Below are 17391 nucleotides of genomic sequence, written 5' to 3'. Positions count from 1 at the left end.
GGAAGGAGGACAAAAACTGTGAGTTTATTTGAACAATCGTTGCCTGAGTTACATAACAAGCTGCATGCCAAAGAGCTGTCGGTCAGCGATCTGGTGGATCAGGCGTATCAGAACATTGGCGCGCATGATGATAAAGTTAAGGCATATTTGGCACTGGATGAAGAACAAGCACGCGCTCGTGCACGTCAACTGGATGATCGTCTGGTTAGCGGCGAGGAGAAAGGTTTGCTCTTTGGTCTGCCTGTAGGTATTAAGGATAACATCGTTACGAATGGACTGCGCACGACGTGCGGTAGCCAATTCCTTCGTAATTTCGACCCGGTGTATGACGCGACAGTTGTCGAGAAATTGAAAGCTGCGGACACCGTAACTATTGGTAAACTCAACATGGACGAATTTGCCATGGGCGGCTCCAATGAGAATTCAAGTTTCTCCCCTGTACGTAATCCATGGGCACTTGATCGTGTTCCAGGAGGCTCCAGTGGTGGTTCTGCAGCAGCTGTGGCTGCGGGAGAAGCATACTTCACGCTTGGATCAGATACAGGTGGTTCTATCAGACAGCCTGCTTCATATTGCGGTGTTGTTGGATTAAAGCCGACGTACGGACTTGTTTCCCGCTTTGGATTGGTTGCATTTGCATCATCCTTGGATCAGATTGGACCTTTGACGAAAAATGTTGAAGATTCTGCTTATGTATTGCAAGCTATTGCTGGTTATGACGCCAAAGATTCGACATCTGCAAAAGTAGAAATTCCGGATTATTTGAGCGGACTGACAGGTGATGTCAAAGGACTTCGTATTGCTGTTCCGAAGGAATACATCGGTGAAGGCGTCGATCCACAAGTGAAAGAAACGGTTCTGGCTGCATTGAAAGTTCTTGAAGGACTCGGGACAACATGGGAAGAAGTATCCCTTCCGCATACCGAATATGCGGTGGCTACGTATTACCTGCTGGCATCTTCAGAGGCTTCATCAAACCTGGCTCGATTTGATGGCGTACGTTATGGCGTGCGTGCAGACAACCCGGACAACTTGCTCGATCTGTATCATCAGTCTCGGAGCCAAGGCTTTGGTCCCGAAGTGAAACGACGTATCATGCTTGGAACGTATGCACTCAGTTCGGGTTACTATGATGCCTACTATCTGAAAGCACAGAAAGTACGTACATTGATCAAACAAGATTTCGACAATGTATTTGCCAAATATGATGTGATTATTGGACCAACGGCGCCAACTACGGCGTTCAAACTGGGTTCACAGGTGGATGATCCACTTACAATGTACTTGAACGATATTCTAACGATTCCAGTCAATCTGGCTGGTGTACCTGCCGTTAGTATTCCATGTGGATTCTCGGATGGATTGCCTGTTGGCCTGCAGATTATCGGTAAAGCCTTTGATGAAACAACCGTATTGCGTGTAGCGCATGCGTTTGAACAAAATACAGAATTCCACAAGCAGCGTCCGCAGCTGTAGACTGCCCGGAACGGAGGAATATAGAAATGTCCGCATCTAAATATGAAACGGTCGTTGGACTTGAAGTCCACGTGGAGTTGCATACCAACTCCAAAATTTTCTGTGGCTGCTCCACAGCTTTTGGAGCTCCGCCGAACACGCATACCTGCCCGGTCTGTCTCGGACATCCGGGCGTACTGCCAGTACTGAATCGTCAGGCGGTAGACTACGCGATGAAGGCAGCGATGGCCCTGAATTGTACGATTGCTGATGTCAGCAAGTTTGACCGTAAAAACTACTTTTACCCCGATTCACCAAAAGCTTATCAGATCTCGCAGTTTGATCAACCAATCGGTGAGAACGGCTGGATTGATATCGAAGTGAATGGTGAAACGAAACGAATCGGTATCACACGTCTTCACTTGGAGGAAGATGCAGGTAAGCTTACACATATCGATGGCGGATACGCTTCTTTGGTGGACTTTAACCGTGTTGGTACTCCACTCGTGGAGATTGTATCCGAACCTGAGATTTCTTCTCCGGAAGAGGCACGTGCGTATCTTGAAAAATTGCGCGCGATCATGCAGTACTGTGATGTATCGGACGTGAAGATGGAAGAAGGTTCACTGCGTTGTGACGCCAACATCAGTTTGCGTCCACATGGACAGGAGAAGCTGGGAACAAGAGCCGAACTGAAAAACATGAACTCCTTCCGTGGTGTTCAGCGTGGTCTCGAATATGAACAATATCGTCAGGCTGAAATTCTGGATGATGGCGGTGAAGTGGTTCAGGAGACACGTCGCTGGGACGAAGCTCAAGGAAAAACACTGTCGATGCGTGGTAAGGAACAGGCGCATGACTACCGTTATTTCCCGGACCCGGATCTCGTGAAGCTGCATATTGATGCAGCTTGGAAAGAGCGTATCAAAGCTACCATACCTGAGCTCCCAGACGAACGTAAAGCTCGTTACACGGCTGATTACGGATTACCTAGTTATGATGCAGAGGTTATTACTTCATCCAAGGCTATAGCTGATCTTTTTGAAGATAGTCTGAAATACACTCAGGATGCGAAGTCCGTATCCAATTGGATCATGGGCGACTTGCTGGGTTACCTGAATACGAGCAATCTTGAGGTGACTCAGGTCCCACTGACAGGTCAGGGTTTGGGTGAGATGATCGGACTGCTGGAGAAGGGCACCATTAACAGCAAAATCGCCAAAACAGTATTCAAGGAAATGCTGGAGAGCGGCAAGCTCCCACAGCAGATCGTTGAAGAGAAGGGTCTTGTGCAGATTAGTGATGAAGGCGCCATTCTTGTCATCGTTGAGCAGGTTGTAGCGAATAATCCTCAATCCGTGGAAGACTATAAGGCTGGTAAACAAAAAGCCATTGGCTTCCTTGTGGGTCAGGTTATGAAAGAAAGTAAAGGCAAGGCAAATCCTGCTCTAGCCAACCAACTGCTTGCAGATGTACTGAACCGCTAATCCTTCCGGTGAGGCCGGACAGAAAGAGGCTCGTCCCTGTGACAGCCTCTTTTTGGTATTGAAAGATACAAATGTATTTCGGACGGGGGAACGGATATGAACATTCAACCATTGTCACTGAGTGATCTGGAGATGTTGGGACAGTTATGGAGACTACAACATGTAGCTTATCGATTGGAAGCCGAAATCATCGGATTTCAGGAGATTCCTCCTTTGATGGATACGATGGAGACACTGCGGGATTGTGGAGAGAGCTTTTATGGTTGTATCCATGATGACGGAGAGCTTATCGGGGCTGTTGCTGTAGCAGAGGAAGAGGAGAATACACTGACCATTACACGAATGATGGTGCACCCGGATCACTTTCGCAAGGGAATTGCGGCATCTTTGATGACGTATGTGTTGGAACAGCATGCGGATCTTCCACGTTATATCGTCTCCACAGGAACGCTGAATCAACCTGCAGTGAATCTGTACACCAAATTTGGTTTTAATCCCGTGGAGGTCACACAGATTGCACCTGGAGTGGAATTAACGACTTTTCACAAGAATAAACTTTAATAATATTAACAACTTGAGGAGGAATACCGACTTTGGGCGATCCCTGGTTCATTGATGAGTGGCACATTTTATTACGATTATTGCTGGCTATGCTGCTTGGAGGGCTCGTAGGCCTGGAGCGGGAACGGTCCAATCATGCTGCCGGTTTGCGTACCCATATCCTGGTATGTCTTGGCTCTGCACTGATTATGATGTTGTCTGTTTATGGCTTTAAAGATTTTGCTAATGAATTAAATGTAAGGATCGATCCAGCACGTCTGGCTACTGCTGTAATTACTGGTGTCGGATTCCTGGGAGCAGGGACAATTCTCTTCACGGGAAAATCCATTACCGGACTGACTACAGCTGCTTCAATCTGGGTTGTTGCAGCCATTGGGCTCGCAGCAGGTGCGGGATTCTTTTTTGCCTCTATCGTTTCAACCGTTCTGGTATTGCTTAATCTCTGGGTATTTAACAAATTAGAGCTAAGGTATTTACGAGGGAACAAACTGCATGTTGTTACACTTCATACCTTGTCAGAACCTGGTTTCCTGGAACAGCTGTCTTCATGTATGGAGCAGGAGAAGATCAAAATTCGTAAAATTACCGTGAATGAACAAGACCTGGCTTATGCAGAGATGGTGTCGGTTGAACGTAAAATTGAGATTGTGTTACATGTTCAGGTACCGCATGATTTCCAAACGGTTGGCTTGGTATCCAAGTTAAGACAATGGGAACACGTTACCAAGGTGTCGATCGAATAAATGAATTACAACCCTCCCGAGGCCAGTAGTGCCGGAGGGTTTTTGGTCATATCCATATTTCTTCCAGTTACTCTCCTTGCTCTTTAGGGTACTATCTAACCAAATGCATGAAGAGCGGAAGGTCAGATCAGAAGAGAGGAGTATGTTATGAAACGGAGACGTCAATTGAACCAAAAGACCCGTACAGTTCAGACCAAACCGGTCAGAAATCGGACTCACAAGTTTATTGCAGGATTACTGAGTGCCATTATTCCTGGCCTGGGTCATATTTATCTGAGATTGTACATGAGAGGTTTGACCTTTATGCTGCTTGTTTTGCTTGATCTGTCAGCAGTATTGTACTTCTCATCCATTGGAATACAGATCAATGTGCCATTGCTCATCTTGCTGGCTTTGTGTATTCCGGTTATTTACTTTTACAATGTATATGATGTGTTGCAATCTGCAGATTGGGTCATGATGCGCAGACGTAGAGCAGTAACTCAGGCAACTTCGGACAAGCCGATAACCAATGAACGTTCTACACGAGATGCAATGATGGTCTGGGAGAGAGGCATATCGTTTGGATTACTTCTGATTGTGGGAGGATCTTTGATGGTTCTGTTTTTCCGCAAACCACGTTGGTTTCAAGAGATTCTCGCCATGTACGGCGGATATTCATTTGCGGTTCTCATGATCGTAGGCGGTTTGCTTCTGTTTGGTCGTGAATTCTGGGTTATGTTGAACAAGAAAAAAATGTAGTGGAAACGACACAAGGAGGGAACGTGATGAACCGTAAAGTCCGGGTTGGCCGCTATACGGCTGCCGCCTTAATCATAGCGGTCGGTGTGCTGTTGATTTTGGATAAACGGTGGGGAACTGACTATGTATATGAGATGGTGGACTGGTGGCCATTTTTGCTCGTTGTTTTAGGTGTTGAATATATTGTGCTGTTCCTGTGGACACGCAGAAGAAACAAGGTGCAATCGGATAACCCGAGCAATCCTGATGAGCAAATCAAAGTACGCTTCAGACCCGATGCCAAAGGCATTCTAACCTCACTGATTTTGGCAGCTTCCGTATTTATCGTCACCGAGCAGGATCACTACATGCACTTATGGAATAGAGTGAGTCTAAATCTCGGAGCGGCATCCATGGACTACAGTCAAGCGGCAGGATATATGGAGGATAAGGGCACGATTCGTGTACCTGTTCGCATGGATACGTCGGATCTTGTGGTCGAAGGTGTCAACGGAGATATCTCGGTACAACGCGGAGATACGGATGAGATTGAAGTACGGACGGTGATCTGGGTAGATCAGACGACGGAAGTACAGGCAAAGGCCGTTGCAGCAGCCTCTTTTGTAGAGACCGATGGTACAAAAGTAATTTATATCAAGGCTACAGGCAAGACGTATGGAGACAATGAAAAAACGCAGCCACGTATGAATCTTACCATTACGATCCCGGATGATCGTCGTTTTAATCTGGATATTCGAACTTCCAATGGAGCCATATTATTAAACCGTCCGGAAGCCATTAGTACCATACTGGCCGAAACGGGTAACGGACGTATCCGGATTACCAATGCTGTTGGAGATATCTCAGGGAAAACGTTGAACGGAGATGTCATTGTAGCCAACGCCATCGGTAATGTGGATCTGGACAGTAACCGTGGCGACATGAAGGCTCGCGGTATTTCCGGCGATGTAGATCTTACTACACAAGTGGGAAGTATCAGTATTGCGGACTCCGTTGGTGAATTCACCGCAGAGACACGCAACGGCAATATTACGCTGGATGGAGCCAATCTGGGAATCAAAGCCCAATCGCTTAATGGCAGTATTAACATCATATCTACCAAAGTCGGAGGGGACTGGGATGTGTACAGTGCGGTGGGAGCCATTAACGTATTACTTCCTGATCGTGGAGACTACAGTCTTGCGGGTTCCAGCAGTTATGGAGATTTAAGTACGGATTTGCCGTTCAAAGTACAGAATAAAACCATAGAAGGCCAGCTCGGTGAGGGCGAGTACAGGGTGAAAATTGAAGGCAACAGTGATCTCACCATTCAGAGCAACCCGGCTGTATCTACGCCTGAAACAGTTACACCTGATTCTGAAGATACGGCTGAGAATCTGGAACAGACTACCGAGGACGGACCAAATTCCCAGGAGGATTCTACAGAGGTTCCTTGACTGCCGCGTTGACAATAAACTTGTAATCGCCGTACAATAAATGTACACTGGCAAGATTACACGGCATGAAAGATGGATTGTCGTTCTTAATGGCCGGGAATCAACTCTGAGCGAGGAGACAGTAACTTACTCTTCACCAGAGAATGAAAGGTAAGGCGGTGGGTTTTATGGCAACACGTGTCCAACATGCGTTGGAGCATCTGAAAACGACCGGTGTCCGTATTACACCCCAGCGTCATGCCATATTGAACTATCTGATGGAATCCATGGGGCATCCGACAGCCGATGAAATTTACCGAGCCCTTGAACCCCAATTTCCCAGTATGAGCGTGGCAACGGTATATAATAATTTGAAGATGTTTCTGGAAGCTGGCATGGTCCGGGAATTGACATACGGAGATAATTCAAGTCGCTTCGATGCCAATGTGACGGATCATTATCATGTTATCTGTGATCAATGCGGCAAGATTGAAGACTTCAGCTATCCTTCACTCAAAAGTGTAGAGCTTCAAGCGGAGTCTAGTACAGGATTCGAAGTACACGGTCACCGATTGGAAGTATACGGCGTTTGCAAAAGTTGCAGGGATTAAGAGAGTTGAATTACAATATTAACGTGCAGAATTCAGTATGGATTCTTCACGTTTTTTTTTTTTAGCATTTATGCAAAAGGCTCATCTTTATAACAACTTATGCGCACATCCTTATGATCAGCATAATTAACGGAGGTAGACGTTTGGGTAGAAAAAGCAGATATACACGTCAGAAGCGACGTTCATTTTGGCCCGGTTTTCTGGGGGCTTGTCTGATCGCCGGGGGGGCTTACTGGCTTATAACAAATGTATGGTTGAACCAGACCCATGAAGACCCCGACTGGGTAGGAAGAAGCCAGCCTATTTTTGTAGACGGGCAACTGATGGATGGAGACGCTCTGGGTACAGGAGATCAACTCAAGTTGCCTGTAGATGTGCTGCAAGAAGCGATTGATGCAGGCATACGTTATGAATCAGAATCGGGAGATATCATCATTGCCTCTCCTCAGCGAGTCCTTCATATGAAAGATGGAAGCACACAAGCAGAACTTAACCACAAAGATTATCCTATGACAGTTAAGCCTGAGGTTAAGGACGGAGAAGCCTATATTCCGCTCAAACCTTTGAAAGAAGTATATGGCATAACCGTACAGGAAGATTCAGTAACAGGTGCCGTGCTGCTGATGCGTGGAGGAGACATGATTCAGTATGCAGAGATTGATACATTATCATCCAAAGCGGACAAGACGGTACCGTTATATAAACGTGGGGGAGAATCCTCACCAATCATTGCCGATATGGAAAAGGATGCAAGGGTACGTGTATGGCAGACGGGTGATAAACAGAGTTTTGTTCAACTCGATAATGGATATGCCGGATATGTAGATAATGATTATATTGTCCTCACCGAGAAAAAGAAGGTGGACTTGCCCAAGTATACGCTGACTGCAGCAGAGAAGAAGTGGCAGAATAAACCGGTAAATCTGGTTTGGGAAGCTGTGTACAATCGTCAGCCTGATGTGGGCTCTATCGGTAAAATGCCCGGTGTGAATGTGGTCAGCCCCACATGGTTTCATATTACGGATGGACAGGGCACTGTGAAAAGCAAGGGAAACCAAGCTTATGTGAACTGGGCTCACCGTTCGGGTATGGAAGTATGGGGACTCATGGATAACAGCTTTGATCCGGACGTTACCAAAGAAGCTGTAGCTTCTTACGAGACACGCACGCATATTATTGAGCAGATGTTAGAGTATGCACAGACGTATCAACTGGATGGTATCAACATCGACTTTGAGAACGTGTATACCGATGACGGGCCGAATATTACGCAGTTTGTGCGCGAGATCAAGGCGATGGCTCGTATACATGGGTTGATGTTATCAATCGATGTAACACCAAAATCGAACAGTGAGATGTGGTCTGCCTTTCTGGATCGCCGTGCATTAGGTTCTTTTGCAGACTATGTTATTGTGATGGCTTATGATGAACATTGGGCGGCCAGTCCTAAGGCAGGTTCGGTTGCATCTCTGCCTTGGACCGAGGCTTCCATGAGACGTATACTTGAGGAGGATGAAGTCCCTTCTAACAAGTTGATCATGGCGGTTCCGCTCTATACACGGATATGGACGGAAGAGACGAATGATCAGGGTGAGGTTAAAGTGTCTTCCAAAGCGGTGGGCATGAATACCATCGTGGAGCTGATCAAAGAGAAGAAACTCAAACCTGAACTGGATCAGGCAAGTGGACAGAACTATGTGGAATATAAGGAAGACGGAGCTACCAAGAAAATATGGATCGAAGATGCCGTGTCCCTTCAGGCGCGGGTGGATTTGATTGCTTCGTTGAAACTGGGCGGAGTAGCAGCATGGAATCGGAGTTTTGCTAATGCTTCTGCATGGGAGGTATTGAAGCAGGCCGGTTACCAGAAATAATTTACTCGAACTCAGAGTGTCTGCTTGGTTCAATTTGTTTTCGCTAAGCTCAAAGTTTCTCCTAGGATACCATCATACGTACAGTCTACCGTTTTATTGGTCGTAGAACTTATAACTTAACTTCATATTTTAGCTATTGATAACAGCAACAAGGGCTTACTTATAAGCCAAGTCCAAAAAGGTCCGGTAAACATACCGGGCCTTTTTTTGTTCTTCAATGAAATTAAGGTAAAACATTTAACGTTGGAGATCATTTTGTGCTAACCATCGGTGGGGGGAGCTTGTGTAGAAGGCGCTTTCAGTTGTTGACTGGTCATATTGGCCTTATTAGGGTCTAGGGTGAGGATGGTATGACAGAACATACAACGATCTGTTTTGCCAAGCATTTTGGTTAACTTCCCGCATTCCGGACAGTCGACTTGTACTGCACTGGTGGAGAGCATACCCGCCCAGAAATAAATGGCTAAACTGGCCATCATGGCAATCAGTCCGATGACGAGTCCTACAGCTGCGAATACCTTGCCTGCATGTCCCCAGAAAACTATCCCGGCTGTTCCCAGTATCATTAGGCCCATACCTAGCATGGTCAGTAGTAATCCCCAAGTGCGAAAAGCATTAATTTTTGCTGATTTAAAAATCATGAAAAATGCTCCTATCGTATGAGTAGTATTGGACCTGGAAAAGAAGGAAACTTCAGTCTGGATGTAGAATTACATTATAACTGACTTGGCGCTTATCTGCCATGAAATGTATGGAGGGAATCGTGGAATTAAAGAACCTTGCTTTTTTGTCCGAACAGTCGGAAGAGACAGGGGCAGTTGGGGCTATCGCTTATTCCCACCCGGGAGAGCGATTCCACGGCTCCCTAATTCAAGATTTCGAATTATTAGTACTTGTTGTTCATAATGATGATCAATTGAAGTCGGCGGTGGGACATTACAGATATGGTGATCTTCGTTATCAGATGATCTATGCAAGCCGTCATGAATTAAAGAGTAGTGTAGTTACCGGGAATCATAATAATCTCACCCAGTGTCTAATTGAAGGTGAGATTATCTGGGAAGCGGACAGCGCCCTAAGTGATTTGCGAGAAGAACTGTCTACCTTTGGGGCAGAATTGCGTGAGCAGAAGCTGCTACATGAATTCACCAGTTTCTTGAGAATGTATGTGGAGGCCAAACGTCATATTCAGGAAGGTCATGTTGTAGACGCCTACTACAATGTATTAGAGGCTCTGGGGAACTGGGCAAGAATTGTATTGATTGAACAGGGGATATACCCGGATCATGCCGTCTGGACACATGTGCAGAATCTGGATCGCGCTTTATGGAAACTATATCAAGAGCTTACCGTAAGCTCGGAAACGCTGGAGCAGCGAGTAGAGCTTGTCCTGCTTGCCTGTGAGTTTTCCGTAATGTCCAAAATGAGTGAATGCTCAGAACTGCTGCTGCGTGTGTTAAGAAGTCGCAAGGAGCCGTGGAGCATGAATGAACTTGTTCATCATCCGCAGTTAAGATTTGTTCGAGAAGATCTGCCTTTGGTTATACGTAAGCTGGTCTTTCGTTCTATTGTAAAAGAATCGGCAGGATGGCCATCGATCGAAGGAGAAGGTAGGGAAATTCGGTATTGGATTGAGGCATAACCTCCTCCCGAAGCCTGACGCTATATTGATCACATAAGGGAGGGGAAACCTTCCTTTTTTGTTTGTTTAATAATTTATAAAAAGAGGTTGACTCTCATTCACGATATATGATACATTATATTTCGTTCCTCAAACGAGATTATCGCCAACAAACGATAAATTCTTCAGAGGAAAAGTGAAGAACTAAAGCTTCAAAAAAAGAAATCAAAAAAGTTCTTGACGAAAACAAACGAAATGTGTTACATTATTTAAGTCGCCGCCGAAACTTGGTTGAGACGAAAAAGAAGTGAAACAAATCGTGTTTGATCTTTGAAAACTGAACAACGAGTGAGTAAACATTCTGCTTGCAGAATGAACGCGAAAGTTTGAAACAAGCCTTGGCTTGAATCGACTGGAGCACAATTGAGATTTTTAATCTCGTCAGATTCAAAATGAGCTTATCGCTCTTTTCAATACTTTATTGGAGAGTTTGATCCTGGCTCAGGACGAACGCTGGCGGCATGCCTAATACATGCAAGTCGAGCGGAGTTGATAGGAAGCTTGCTTCCTTGATACTTAGCGGCGGACGGGTGAGTAACACGTAGGTAACCTGCCCTCAAGTTTGGGACAACTACCGGAAACGGTAGCTAATACCGAATAGTTGTTTTCTTCGCCTGAAGGAAACTGGAAAGACGGAGCAATCTGTCACTTGGGGATGGGCCTGCGGCGCATTAGCTAGTTGGTGGGGTAACGGCTCACCAAGGCGACGATGCGTAGCCGACCTGAGAGGGTGATCGGCCACACTGGGACTGAGACACGGCCCAGACTCCTACGGGAGGCAGCAGTAGGGAATCTTCCGCAATGGGCGAAAGCCTGACGGAGCAATGCCGCGTGAGTGATGAAGGTTTTCGGATCGTAAAGCTCTGTTGCCAGGGAAGAACGCTTGGGAGAGTAACTGCTCTCAAGGTGACGGTACCTGAGAAGAAAGCCCCGGCTAACTACGTGCCAGCAGCCGCGGTAATACGTAGGGGGCAAGCGTTGTCCGGAATTATTGGGCGTAAAGCGCGCGCAGGCGGTCATTTAAGTCTGGTGTTTAATCCCGGGGCTCAACCCCGGATCGCACTGGAAACTGGGTGACTTGAGTGCAGAAGAGGAGAGTGGAATTCCACGTGTAGCGGTGAAATGCGTAGATATGTGGAGGAACACCAGTGGCGAAGGCGACTCTCTGGGCTGTAACTGACGCTGAGGCGCGAAAGCGTGGGGAGCAAACAGGATTAGATACCCTGGTAGTCCACGCCGTAAACGATGAGTGCTAGGTGTTAGGGGTTTCGATACCCTTGGTGCCGAAGTTAACACATTAAGCACTCCGCCTGGGGAGTACGGTCGCAAGACTGAAACTCAAAGGAATTGACGGGGACCCGCACAAGCAGTGGAGTATGTGGTTTAATTCGAAGCAACGCGAAGAACCTTACCAGGTCTTGACATCTGAATGACCGGTGCAGAGATGTACCTTTTCTTCGGAACATTCAAGACAGGTGGTGCATGGTTGTCGTCAGCTCGTGTCGTGAGATGTTGGGTTAAGTCCCGCAACGAGCGCAACCCTTATATTTAGTTGCCAGCACTTCGGGTGGGCACTCTAGATAGACTGCCGGTGACAAACCGGAGGAAGGTGGGGATGACGTCAAATCATCATGCCCCTTATGACCTGGGCTACACACGTACTACAATGGCCGGTACAACGGGCTGCGAAATCGCGAGATGGAGCCAATCCCAACAAAGCCGGTCTCAGTTCGGATTGCAGGCTGCAACTCGCCTGCATGAAGTCGGAATTGCTAGTAATCGCGGATCAGCATGCCGCGGTGAATACGTTCCCGGGTCTTGTACACACCGCCCGTCACACCACGAGAGTTTATAACACCCGAAGTCGGTGGGGTAACCGCAAGGAGCCAGCCGCCGAAGGTGGGATAGATGATTGGGGTGAAGTCGTAACAAGGTAGCCGTATCGGAAGGTGCGGCTGGATCACCTCCTTTCTATGGAGAATCGTTTCCTGCAACGGAAACATTCAAATATGTAGCTAAGCTACAAAACACTCACTCGTTGCTCAGTTTTGAGAGCTCAAACTCTCAAACAGCTTGCTTTTGCATGGAGCTTGTTCTTTGAAAACTAGATATCGAAACGAAACAAACGCGAATTAGAACATTCCTTTAAGCTGATCTTGTGTAAACAAGTGAAGTGTTATAAAGGTAGTTAAATTGCTTTTGTGATGGTATTGGATGGGAGCGACTTTTGGCTTTGCGCAAGCAAACCAAGGGAAGCGAGCGACCGAAACCGGAACAAAATGGTTAAGCTACTAAGAGCACACGGAGGATGCCTAGGCGCTAGGAGCCGATGAAGGACGTGGCGAACAACGAAACTGCCTCGGGGAGCTGTAAGCAAGCTTTGATCCGGGGGTGTCCGAATGGGGAAACCCAGCTGGGGTAATTTCCAGTTACACCTAACTGAATACATAGGTTAGTGTGAGGCATACCAGGGGAACTGAAACATCTAAGTACCCTGAGGAAGAGAAAACAATAGTGATTCCGTCAGTAGCGGCGAGCGAACGCGGAGAAGCCCAAACCAGAGAGCTTGCTCTTTGGGGTTGTGGGACGTCTCACATGGAGTTACAAAGGAACCGGTTAAGCGAAGAGGTCTGGAAAGGCCCGCCAAAGAAGGTAAAAGCCCTGTAGTTGAAAGTCTGTTCCCTCCGAGACGGATCCCGAGTAGTGCGGGGCACGTGAAACCCCGTATGAATCCGGCAGGACCATCTGCCAAGGCTAAATACTTCCTAGCGACCGATAGTGAAGCAGTACCGTGAGGGAAAGGTGAAAAGCACCCCGGAAGGGGAGTGAAATAGAACCTGAAACCGTGTGCTTACAAAAAGTCAGAGCCCGTTTTAGGGGTGATGGCGTGCCTTTTGTAGAATGAACCGGCGAGTTACGTTCCCGTGCAAGGTTAAGGTGAAGAGCCGGAGCCGCAGCGAAAGCGAGTCTGAATAGGGCGATGTAGTACGTGGACGTAGACCCGAAACCGGGTGATCTACCCCTGTCCAGGGTGAAGGTGCGGTAACACGCACTGGAGGCCCGAACCCACGCATGTTGAAAAATGCGGGGATGAGGTGGGGGTAGCGGAGAAATTCCAATCGAACTCGGAGATAGCTGGTTCTCCCCGAAATAGCTTTAGGGCTAGCCTCGGAAAACAGAGTCGTGGAGGTAGAGCACTGATTGGGTGCGGGGCCCGCAAGGGTTACCAAGCTCAGTCAAACTCCGAATGCCATAGACTTACTTCCGGGAGTCAGACAGTGAGTGCTAAGATCCATTGTCAAAAGGGAAACAGCCCAGACCATCAGCTAAGGTCCCCAAGTGTGTGTTAAGTGGGAAAGGATGTGGAGTTGCACAGACAACCAGGATGTTGGCTTAGAAGCAGCCACCATTGAAAGAGTGCGTAATAGCTCACTGGTCGAGTGACTCTGCGCCGAAAATGTAACGGGGCTAAACACACCACCGAAGCTATGGCTTGATGCTATGCATCAGGGGTAGGGGAGCGTTGTATAAGGGTTGAAGGTGTACCGTAAGGAGCGCTGGACATTATACAAGTGAGAATGCCGGTATGAGTAACGAAAAGATCAGTGAGAATCTGATCCGCCGAAAGCCTAAGGGTTCCTGAGGAAGGCTCGTCCGCTCAGGGTAAGTCGGGACCTAAGGCGAGGCCGAAAGGCGTAGTCGAAGGACAACAGGTCGAAATTCCTGTACCACCGTAAGCCGTTATGAGCAATGGGGGGACGCAGTAGGGTAGTGACGCGGACTGATGGATGTCCGTCTAAGCAGTAAGGCTGATGTGTAGGCAAATCCGCACATTGTAAGGCTGAGCTGTGATGGGGAGCGAAAATTATAGTAGCGAAGGTCATGATCTCACACTGCCAAGAAAAGCCTCTAGCCAGGTGAAGGTGCCCGTACCGCAAACCGACACAGGTAGGCGAGAAGAGTATTCTAAGGCGCGCGGAAGAACTCTCGTTAAGGAACTCGGCAAAATGACCCCGTAACTTCGGGAGAAGGGGTGCCCCGGTAGTGTGAATAGCACGAGGGGGCCGCAGTGAAAAGGCCCAAGCGACTGTTTAGCAAAAACACAGGTCTGTGCGAAGCCGTAAGGCGAAGTATACGGGCTGACGCCTGCCCGGTGCTGGAAGGTTAAGGGGAGTGGTTAGGAGCAATCCGAAGCTGTGAACCGAAGCCCCAGTAAACGGCGGCCGTAACTATAACGGTCCTAAGGTAGCGAAATTCCTTGTCAGGTAAATTCTGACCCGCACGAATGGCGTAACGACTTGGGCGCTGTCTCAACGAGAGATCCGGTGAAATTTTAATACCTGTGAAGATGCAGGTTACCCGCGACAAGACGGAAAGACCCCATGGAGCTTTACTGCAGCTTGATATTGAATTTGGGTACGATCTGTACAGGATAGGTGGGAGCCTTTGAAGTGGGAGCGCCAGCTTCCATGGAGGCAACGTTGGGATACCACCCTGATCGTATCTAGGTTCTAACCTGGTACCGTAATCCGGTGCGGGGACAGTGTCAGGTGGGCAGTTTGACTGGGGCGGTCGCCTCCTAAAGAGTAACGGAGGCGCCCAAAGGTTCCCTCAGAATGGTTGGAAATCATTCGAAGAGTGCAAAGGCATAAGGGAGCTTGACTGCGAGACCTACAAGTCGAGCAGGGACGAAAGTCGGGCTTAGTGATCCGGTGGTACCGCATGGAAGGGCCATCGCTCAACGGATAAAAGCTACCCTGGGGATAACAGGCTTATCTCCCCCAAGAGTCCACATCGACGGGGAGGTTTGGCACCTCGATGTCGGCTCATCGCATCCTGGGGCTGAAGTAGGTCCCAAGGGTTGGGCTGTTCGCCCATTAAAGCGGTACGCGAGCTGGGTTCAGAACGTCGTGAGACAGTTCGGTCCCTATCTGTCGTGGGCGTAGGAAATTTGAGAGGAGCTGTCCTTAGTACGAGAGGACCGGGATGGACGTACCGCTGGTGTACCAGTTGTTCCGCCAGGAGCACCGCTGGGTAGCTATGTACGGACGGGATAAACGCTGAAAGCATCTAAGCGTGAAGCCCCCCTCAAGATGAGATTTCCCAGTATGTAAGACCCCTTGAAGACGACGAGGTAGATAGGCTGGGGGTGGAAGTGCAGCAATGCATGGAGCTGACCAGTACTAATCGGTCGAGGGCTTATCCAAATATGCAAGTTGTAAATCGCGTGTTTCGTTTCGAATCTAGTTTTCAGAGAACGATCTCTGAAGCATATTCCCTGATAGCTCAGTTGGTAGAGCACTCGACTGTTAATCGAGTTGTCACAGGTTCGAGCCCTGTTCGGGGAGCCATATGGAGAGGTGTCCGAGCTGGCCGAAGGAGCACGATTGGAAATCGTGTAGGCGTCACAAGCGTCTCGAGGGTTCGAATCCCTCTCTCTCCGCCATAATATTAAGGCCCGTTGGTCAAGGGGTTAAGACACCTCCCTTTCACGGAGGTAACAGGGGTTCGAATCCCCTACGGGTCATAATAACTTCAAAAAAAGAAGTTGATTTTTACAACAAGATTATGGTATGATCATAAATGTGTTGTTCGGAGGCTTAGCTCAGCTGGGAGAGCATCTGCCTTACAAGCAGAGGGTCGGGGGTTCGATCCCCTCAGCCTCCACCATATAAACTTTATAACGACGCGGGGTGGAGCAGCCCGGTAGCTCGTCGGGCTCATAACCCGAAGGCCGCAGGTTCAAATCCTGCCCCCGCAATTATACTTTCCTTGAGAAAGTGATCTGGAACCGTGGTGTAGTTGGCCTAACATGCCTGCCTGTCACGCAGGAGATCGCGGGTTCGAATCCCGTCGGTTCCGCCATTTAATCTTTACATGAGGCAAACTGTTCACTACATCTGCTGTATGGCACTGATGCCCTATATAAAGTGTAAGGAATTAAGATTAGACTTTATTATGGCTCGGTAGCTCAGTCGGTAGAGCAGAGGACTGAAAATCCTCGTGTCGGCGGTTCGATTCCGTCCCGAGCCACCATTTTAAAACAATTTAATACGCCGGTGTAGCTCAACTGGTAGAGCAACTGACTTGTAATCAGTAGGTTGGGGGTTCAAGTCCTCTCGCCGGCACCATGTAATCCTGGAGGATTAGCGAAGTGGCCAAACGCATCAGACTGTAAATCTGCTCCCGTACGGGTTCGGTGGTTCGAATCCATCATCCTCCACCAGTTTTTAGGGGCATAGTTTAAAGGTAGAACAACGGTCTCCAAAACCGTTGGTGTGGGTTCAATTCCTGCTGCCCCTGCCAATTAACTTTTAGAAAATAACCTTTTGTGGCGATCGTGGCGAAGTGGTTAACGCACCGGTTTGTGGATCCGGCATTCGGGGGTTCAATTCCCCTCGATCGCCCCTTTGTTTTTTCATTTTTTATTGGGGATTAGCCAAGCGGTAAGGCAACGGACTTTGACTCCGTCATGCATAGGTTCAAATCCTATATCCCCAGCCATTATGCGGACGTGGCTCAGCGGTAGAGCATCGCCTTGCCAAGGCGAGGGTCGCGGGTTCGATTCCCGTCGTCCGCTCCAAAATATGGCGCCATAGCCAAGTGGTAAGGCACAGCTCTGCAAAAGCTTTATCCCCAGTTCGAATCTGGGTGGCGCCTCCAGCATATGCCGGCGTGGCGGAATGGCAGACGCGCTCGACTCAAAATCGAGTGGGAAACCGTGGAGGTTCGAGTCCTCTCGCCGGTATATTGAATAGCCCTACATGTTGCTAATGCAATGTGTAGGGCTATTTTTATTTTATATGAAACGATTTATGTGCAG

General features: G+C 48.1%; 10 protein-coding genes, 15 tRNA genes and 2 rRNA genes. 26 read left to right on the top strand and 1 reads right to left on the bottom strand.

The annotated features are described in order from the left end of the window. The first annotated feature begins 18 nt into the window (after window positions 1–18). From gatA to V6669_RS25570, 8 genes are all read left to right on the top strand, one after another. Window positions 19–1476, top strand: a complete 1458-nt coding sequence (gene gatA / locus V6669_RS25605) for an Asp-tRNA(Asn)/Glu-tRNA(Gln) amidotransferase subunit GatA (protein WP_338588529.1) — start codon at window positions 19–21, stop codon at window positions 1474–1476. Between the two features lie 26 nt (window positions 1477–1502). Beyond that, entirely contained in the window at window positions 1503–2942 is a 1440-nt protein-coding gene (gene gatB, locus V6669_RS25600) for an Asp-tRNA(Asn)/Glu-tRNA(Gln) amidotransferase subunit GatB (protein ID WP_338588528.1), read from the top strand. Window positions 2943–3038: 96 nt separating this feature from the next. Then, the gene (locus V6669_RS25595) at window positions 3039–3503 is read left to right on the top strand and encodes a GNAT family N-acetyltransferase (protein WP_210110131.1); all 465 of its coding nucleotides are present in this window, start codon (window positions 3039–3041) and stop codon (window positions 3501–3503) included. Between the two features lie 32 nt (window positions 3504–3535). After that, entirely contained in the window at window positions 3536–4246 is a 711-nt protein-coding gene (locus tag V6669_RS25590; protein ID WP_017692302.1) for an MgtC/SapB family protein, read from the top strand. Between the two features lie 147 nt (window positions 4247–4393). Beyond that, on the top strand, window positions 4394–4987 hold the full coding sequence (locus V6669_RS25585) for a hypothetical protein (protein WP_338588527.1): 594 nt from the start codon (window positions 4394–4396) through the stop codon (window positions 4985–4987). A gap of 26 nt (window positions 4988–5013) precedes the next feature. Then, on the top strand, window positions 5014–6423 hold the full coding sequence (locus V6669_RS25580; RefSeq protein WP_133387134.1) for a DUF4097 family beta strand repeat-containing protein: 1410 nt from the start codon (window positions 5014–5016) through the stop codon (window positions 6421–6423). 167 nt (window positions 6424–6590) lie between these two features. After that, window positions 6591–7013: a peroxide-responsive transcriptional repressor PerR gene (perR, locus tag V6669_RS25575; protein ID WP_026081471.1), complete on the top strand. Its 423-nt coding sequence runs from the start codon at window positions 6591–6593 to the stop codon at window positions 7011–7013. Between the two features lie 143 nt (window positions 7014–7156). After that, entirely contained in the window at window positions 7157–8887 is a 1731-nt protein-coding gene (locus V6669_RS25570) for a glycosyl hydrolase family 18 protein (protein WP_249913167.1), read from the top strand. Between the two features lie 260 nt (window positions 8888–9147). Here the strand turns inward: V6669_RS25570 and V6669_RS25565 are convergent, their stop codons facing one another. After that, the gene (locus V6669_RS25565) at window positions 9148–9528 is read right to left on the bottom strand and encodes a DUF2614 family zinc ribbon-containing protein (RefSeq protein WP_017692307.1); all 381 of its coding nucleotides are present in this window, start codon (window positions 9526–9528) and stop codon (window positions 9148–9150) included. Window positions 9529–9650: 122 nt separating this feature from the next. Here V6669_RS25565 and V6669_RS25560 point away from each other — a divergent pair, with 122 nt between their 5' ends. From V6669_RS25560 to V6669_RS25475, 18 genes are all read left to right on the top strand, one after another. Continuing rightward, window positions 9651–10529, top strand: a complete 879-nt coding sequence (locus V6669_RS25560) for a nucleotidyltransferase-like protein (RefSeq protein ID WP_240768309.1) — start codon at window positions 9651–9653, stop codon at window positions 10527–10529. Between the two features lie 457 nt (window positions 10530–10986). After that, window positions 10987–12539: ribosomal RNA gene (locus V6669_RS25555) — 16S ribosomal RNA — on the top strand. Between the two features lie 310 nt (window positions 12540–12849). Continuing rightward, window positions 12850–15775: ribosomal RNA gene (locus V6669_RS25550) — 23S ribosomal RNA — on the top strand. Together the 16S and 23S rRNA genes with 15 tRNA genes alongside form the textbook arrangement of a ribosomal RNA operon. Before the next feature lie 68 nt (window positions 15776–15843). Beyond that, window positions 15844–15919 (top strand) — tRNA-Asn (locus V6669_RS25545). 3 nt (window positions 15920–15922) lie between these two features. Next, window positions 15923–16014, top strand: a tRNA-Ser gene (locus V6669_RS25540). Window positions 16015–16023: 9 nt separating this feature from the next. Beyond that, window positions 16024–16095 (top strand) — tRNA-Glu (locus tag V6669_RS25535). A 67-nt stretch (window positions 16096–16162) separates the two neighbouring features. Further along, window positions 16163–16238: transfer RNA gene (locus V6669_RS25530), tRNA-Val, on the top strand. A gap of 17 nt (window positions 16239–16255) precedes the next feature. Next, window positions 16256–16329: transfer RNA gene (locus V6669_RS25525), tRNA-Met, on the top strand. 26 nt (window positions 16330–16355) lie between these two features. Further along, window positions 16356–16433: transfer RNA gene (locus tag V6669_RS25520), tRNA-Asp, on the top strand. A 95-nt stretch (window positions 16434–16528) separates the two neighbouring features. After that, window positions 16529–16604: transfer RNA gene (locus V6669_RS25515), tRNA-Phe, on the top strand. A 19-nt stretch (window positions 16605–16623) separates the two neighbouring features. Then, window positions 16624–16699: transfer RNA gene (locus V6669_RS25510), tRNA-Thr, on the top strand. Window positions 16700–16708: 9 nt separating this feature from the next. After that, a tRNA-Tyr gene (locus V6669_RS25505) sits at window positions 16709–16794 on the top strand. A gap of 6 nt (window positions 16795–16800) precedes the next feature. Further along, a tRNA-Trp gene (locus V6669_RS25500) sits at window positions 16801–16874 on the top strand. Between the two features lie 28 nt (window positions 16875–16902). After that, window positions 16903–16975: transfer RNA gene (locus tag V6669_RS25495), tRNA-His, on the top strand. A gap of 22 nt (window positions 16976–16997) precedes the next feature. Next, window positions 16998–17072 (top strand) — tRNA-Gln (locus V6669_RS25490). 4 nt (window positions 17073–17076) lie between these two features. Next, window positions 17077–17151: transfer RNA gene (locus V6669_RS25485), tRNA-Gly, on the top strand. A gap of 6 nt (window positions 17152–17157) precedes the next feature. After that, window positions 17158–17231, top strand: a tRNA-Cys gene (locus V6669_RS25480). 6 nt (window positions 17232–17237) lie between these two features. Continuing rightward, a tRNA-Leu gene (locus V6669_RS25475) sits at window positions 17238–17316 on the top strand. Window positions 17317–17391: the final 75 nt, after the last annotated feature.

Source organism: Paenibacillus sp. Y5S-9 (assembly GCF_036894235.1).
Classification (GTDB): Bacteria; Bacillota; Bacilli; order Paenibacillales; family Paenibacillaceae; genus Paenibacillus.
The sequence above is the reverse complement of the archived record's forward strand: the minus strand, read 5'-3'. Positions and strand labels throughout refer to the sequence as shown.

Bases quoted from the DNA above. Each gene is read 5' to 3' on its own strand.
- gatB (WP_338588528.1), top strand. From the start codon at position 1,503: ATGTCCGCATCTAAATATGAAACGGTCGTTGGACTTGAAGTCCACGTG.
- perR (WP_026081471.1), top strand. From the start codon at position 6,591: ATGGCAACACGTGTCCAACATGCGTTGGAGCATCTGAAAACGACCGGT.
- V6669_RS25595 (WP_210110131.1), top strand. From the start codon at position 3,039: ATGAACATTCAACCATTGTCACTGAGTGATCTGGAGATGTTGGGACAG.
- V6669_RS25580 (WP_133387134.1), top strand. From the start codon at position 5,014: ATGAACCGTAAAGTCCGGGTTGGCCGCTATACGGCTGCCGCCTTAATC.
- V6669_RS25585 (WP_338588527.1), top strand. From the start codon at position 4,394: ATGAAACGGAGACGTCAATTGAACCAAAAGACCCGTACAGTTCAGACC.
- V6669_RS25565 (WP_017692307.1), bottom strand. From the start codon at position 9,528: ATGATTTTTAAATCAGCAAAAATTAATGCTTTTCGCACTTGGGGATTA.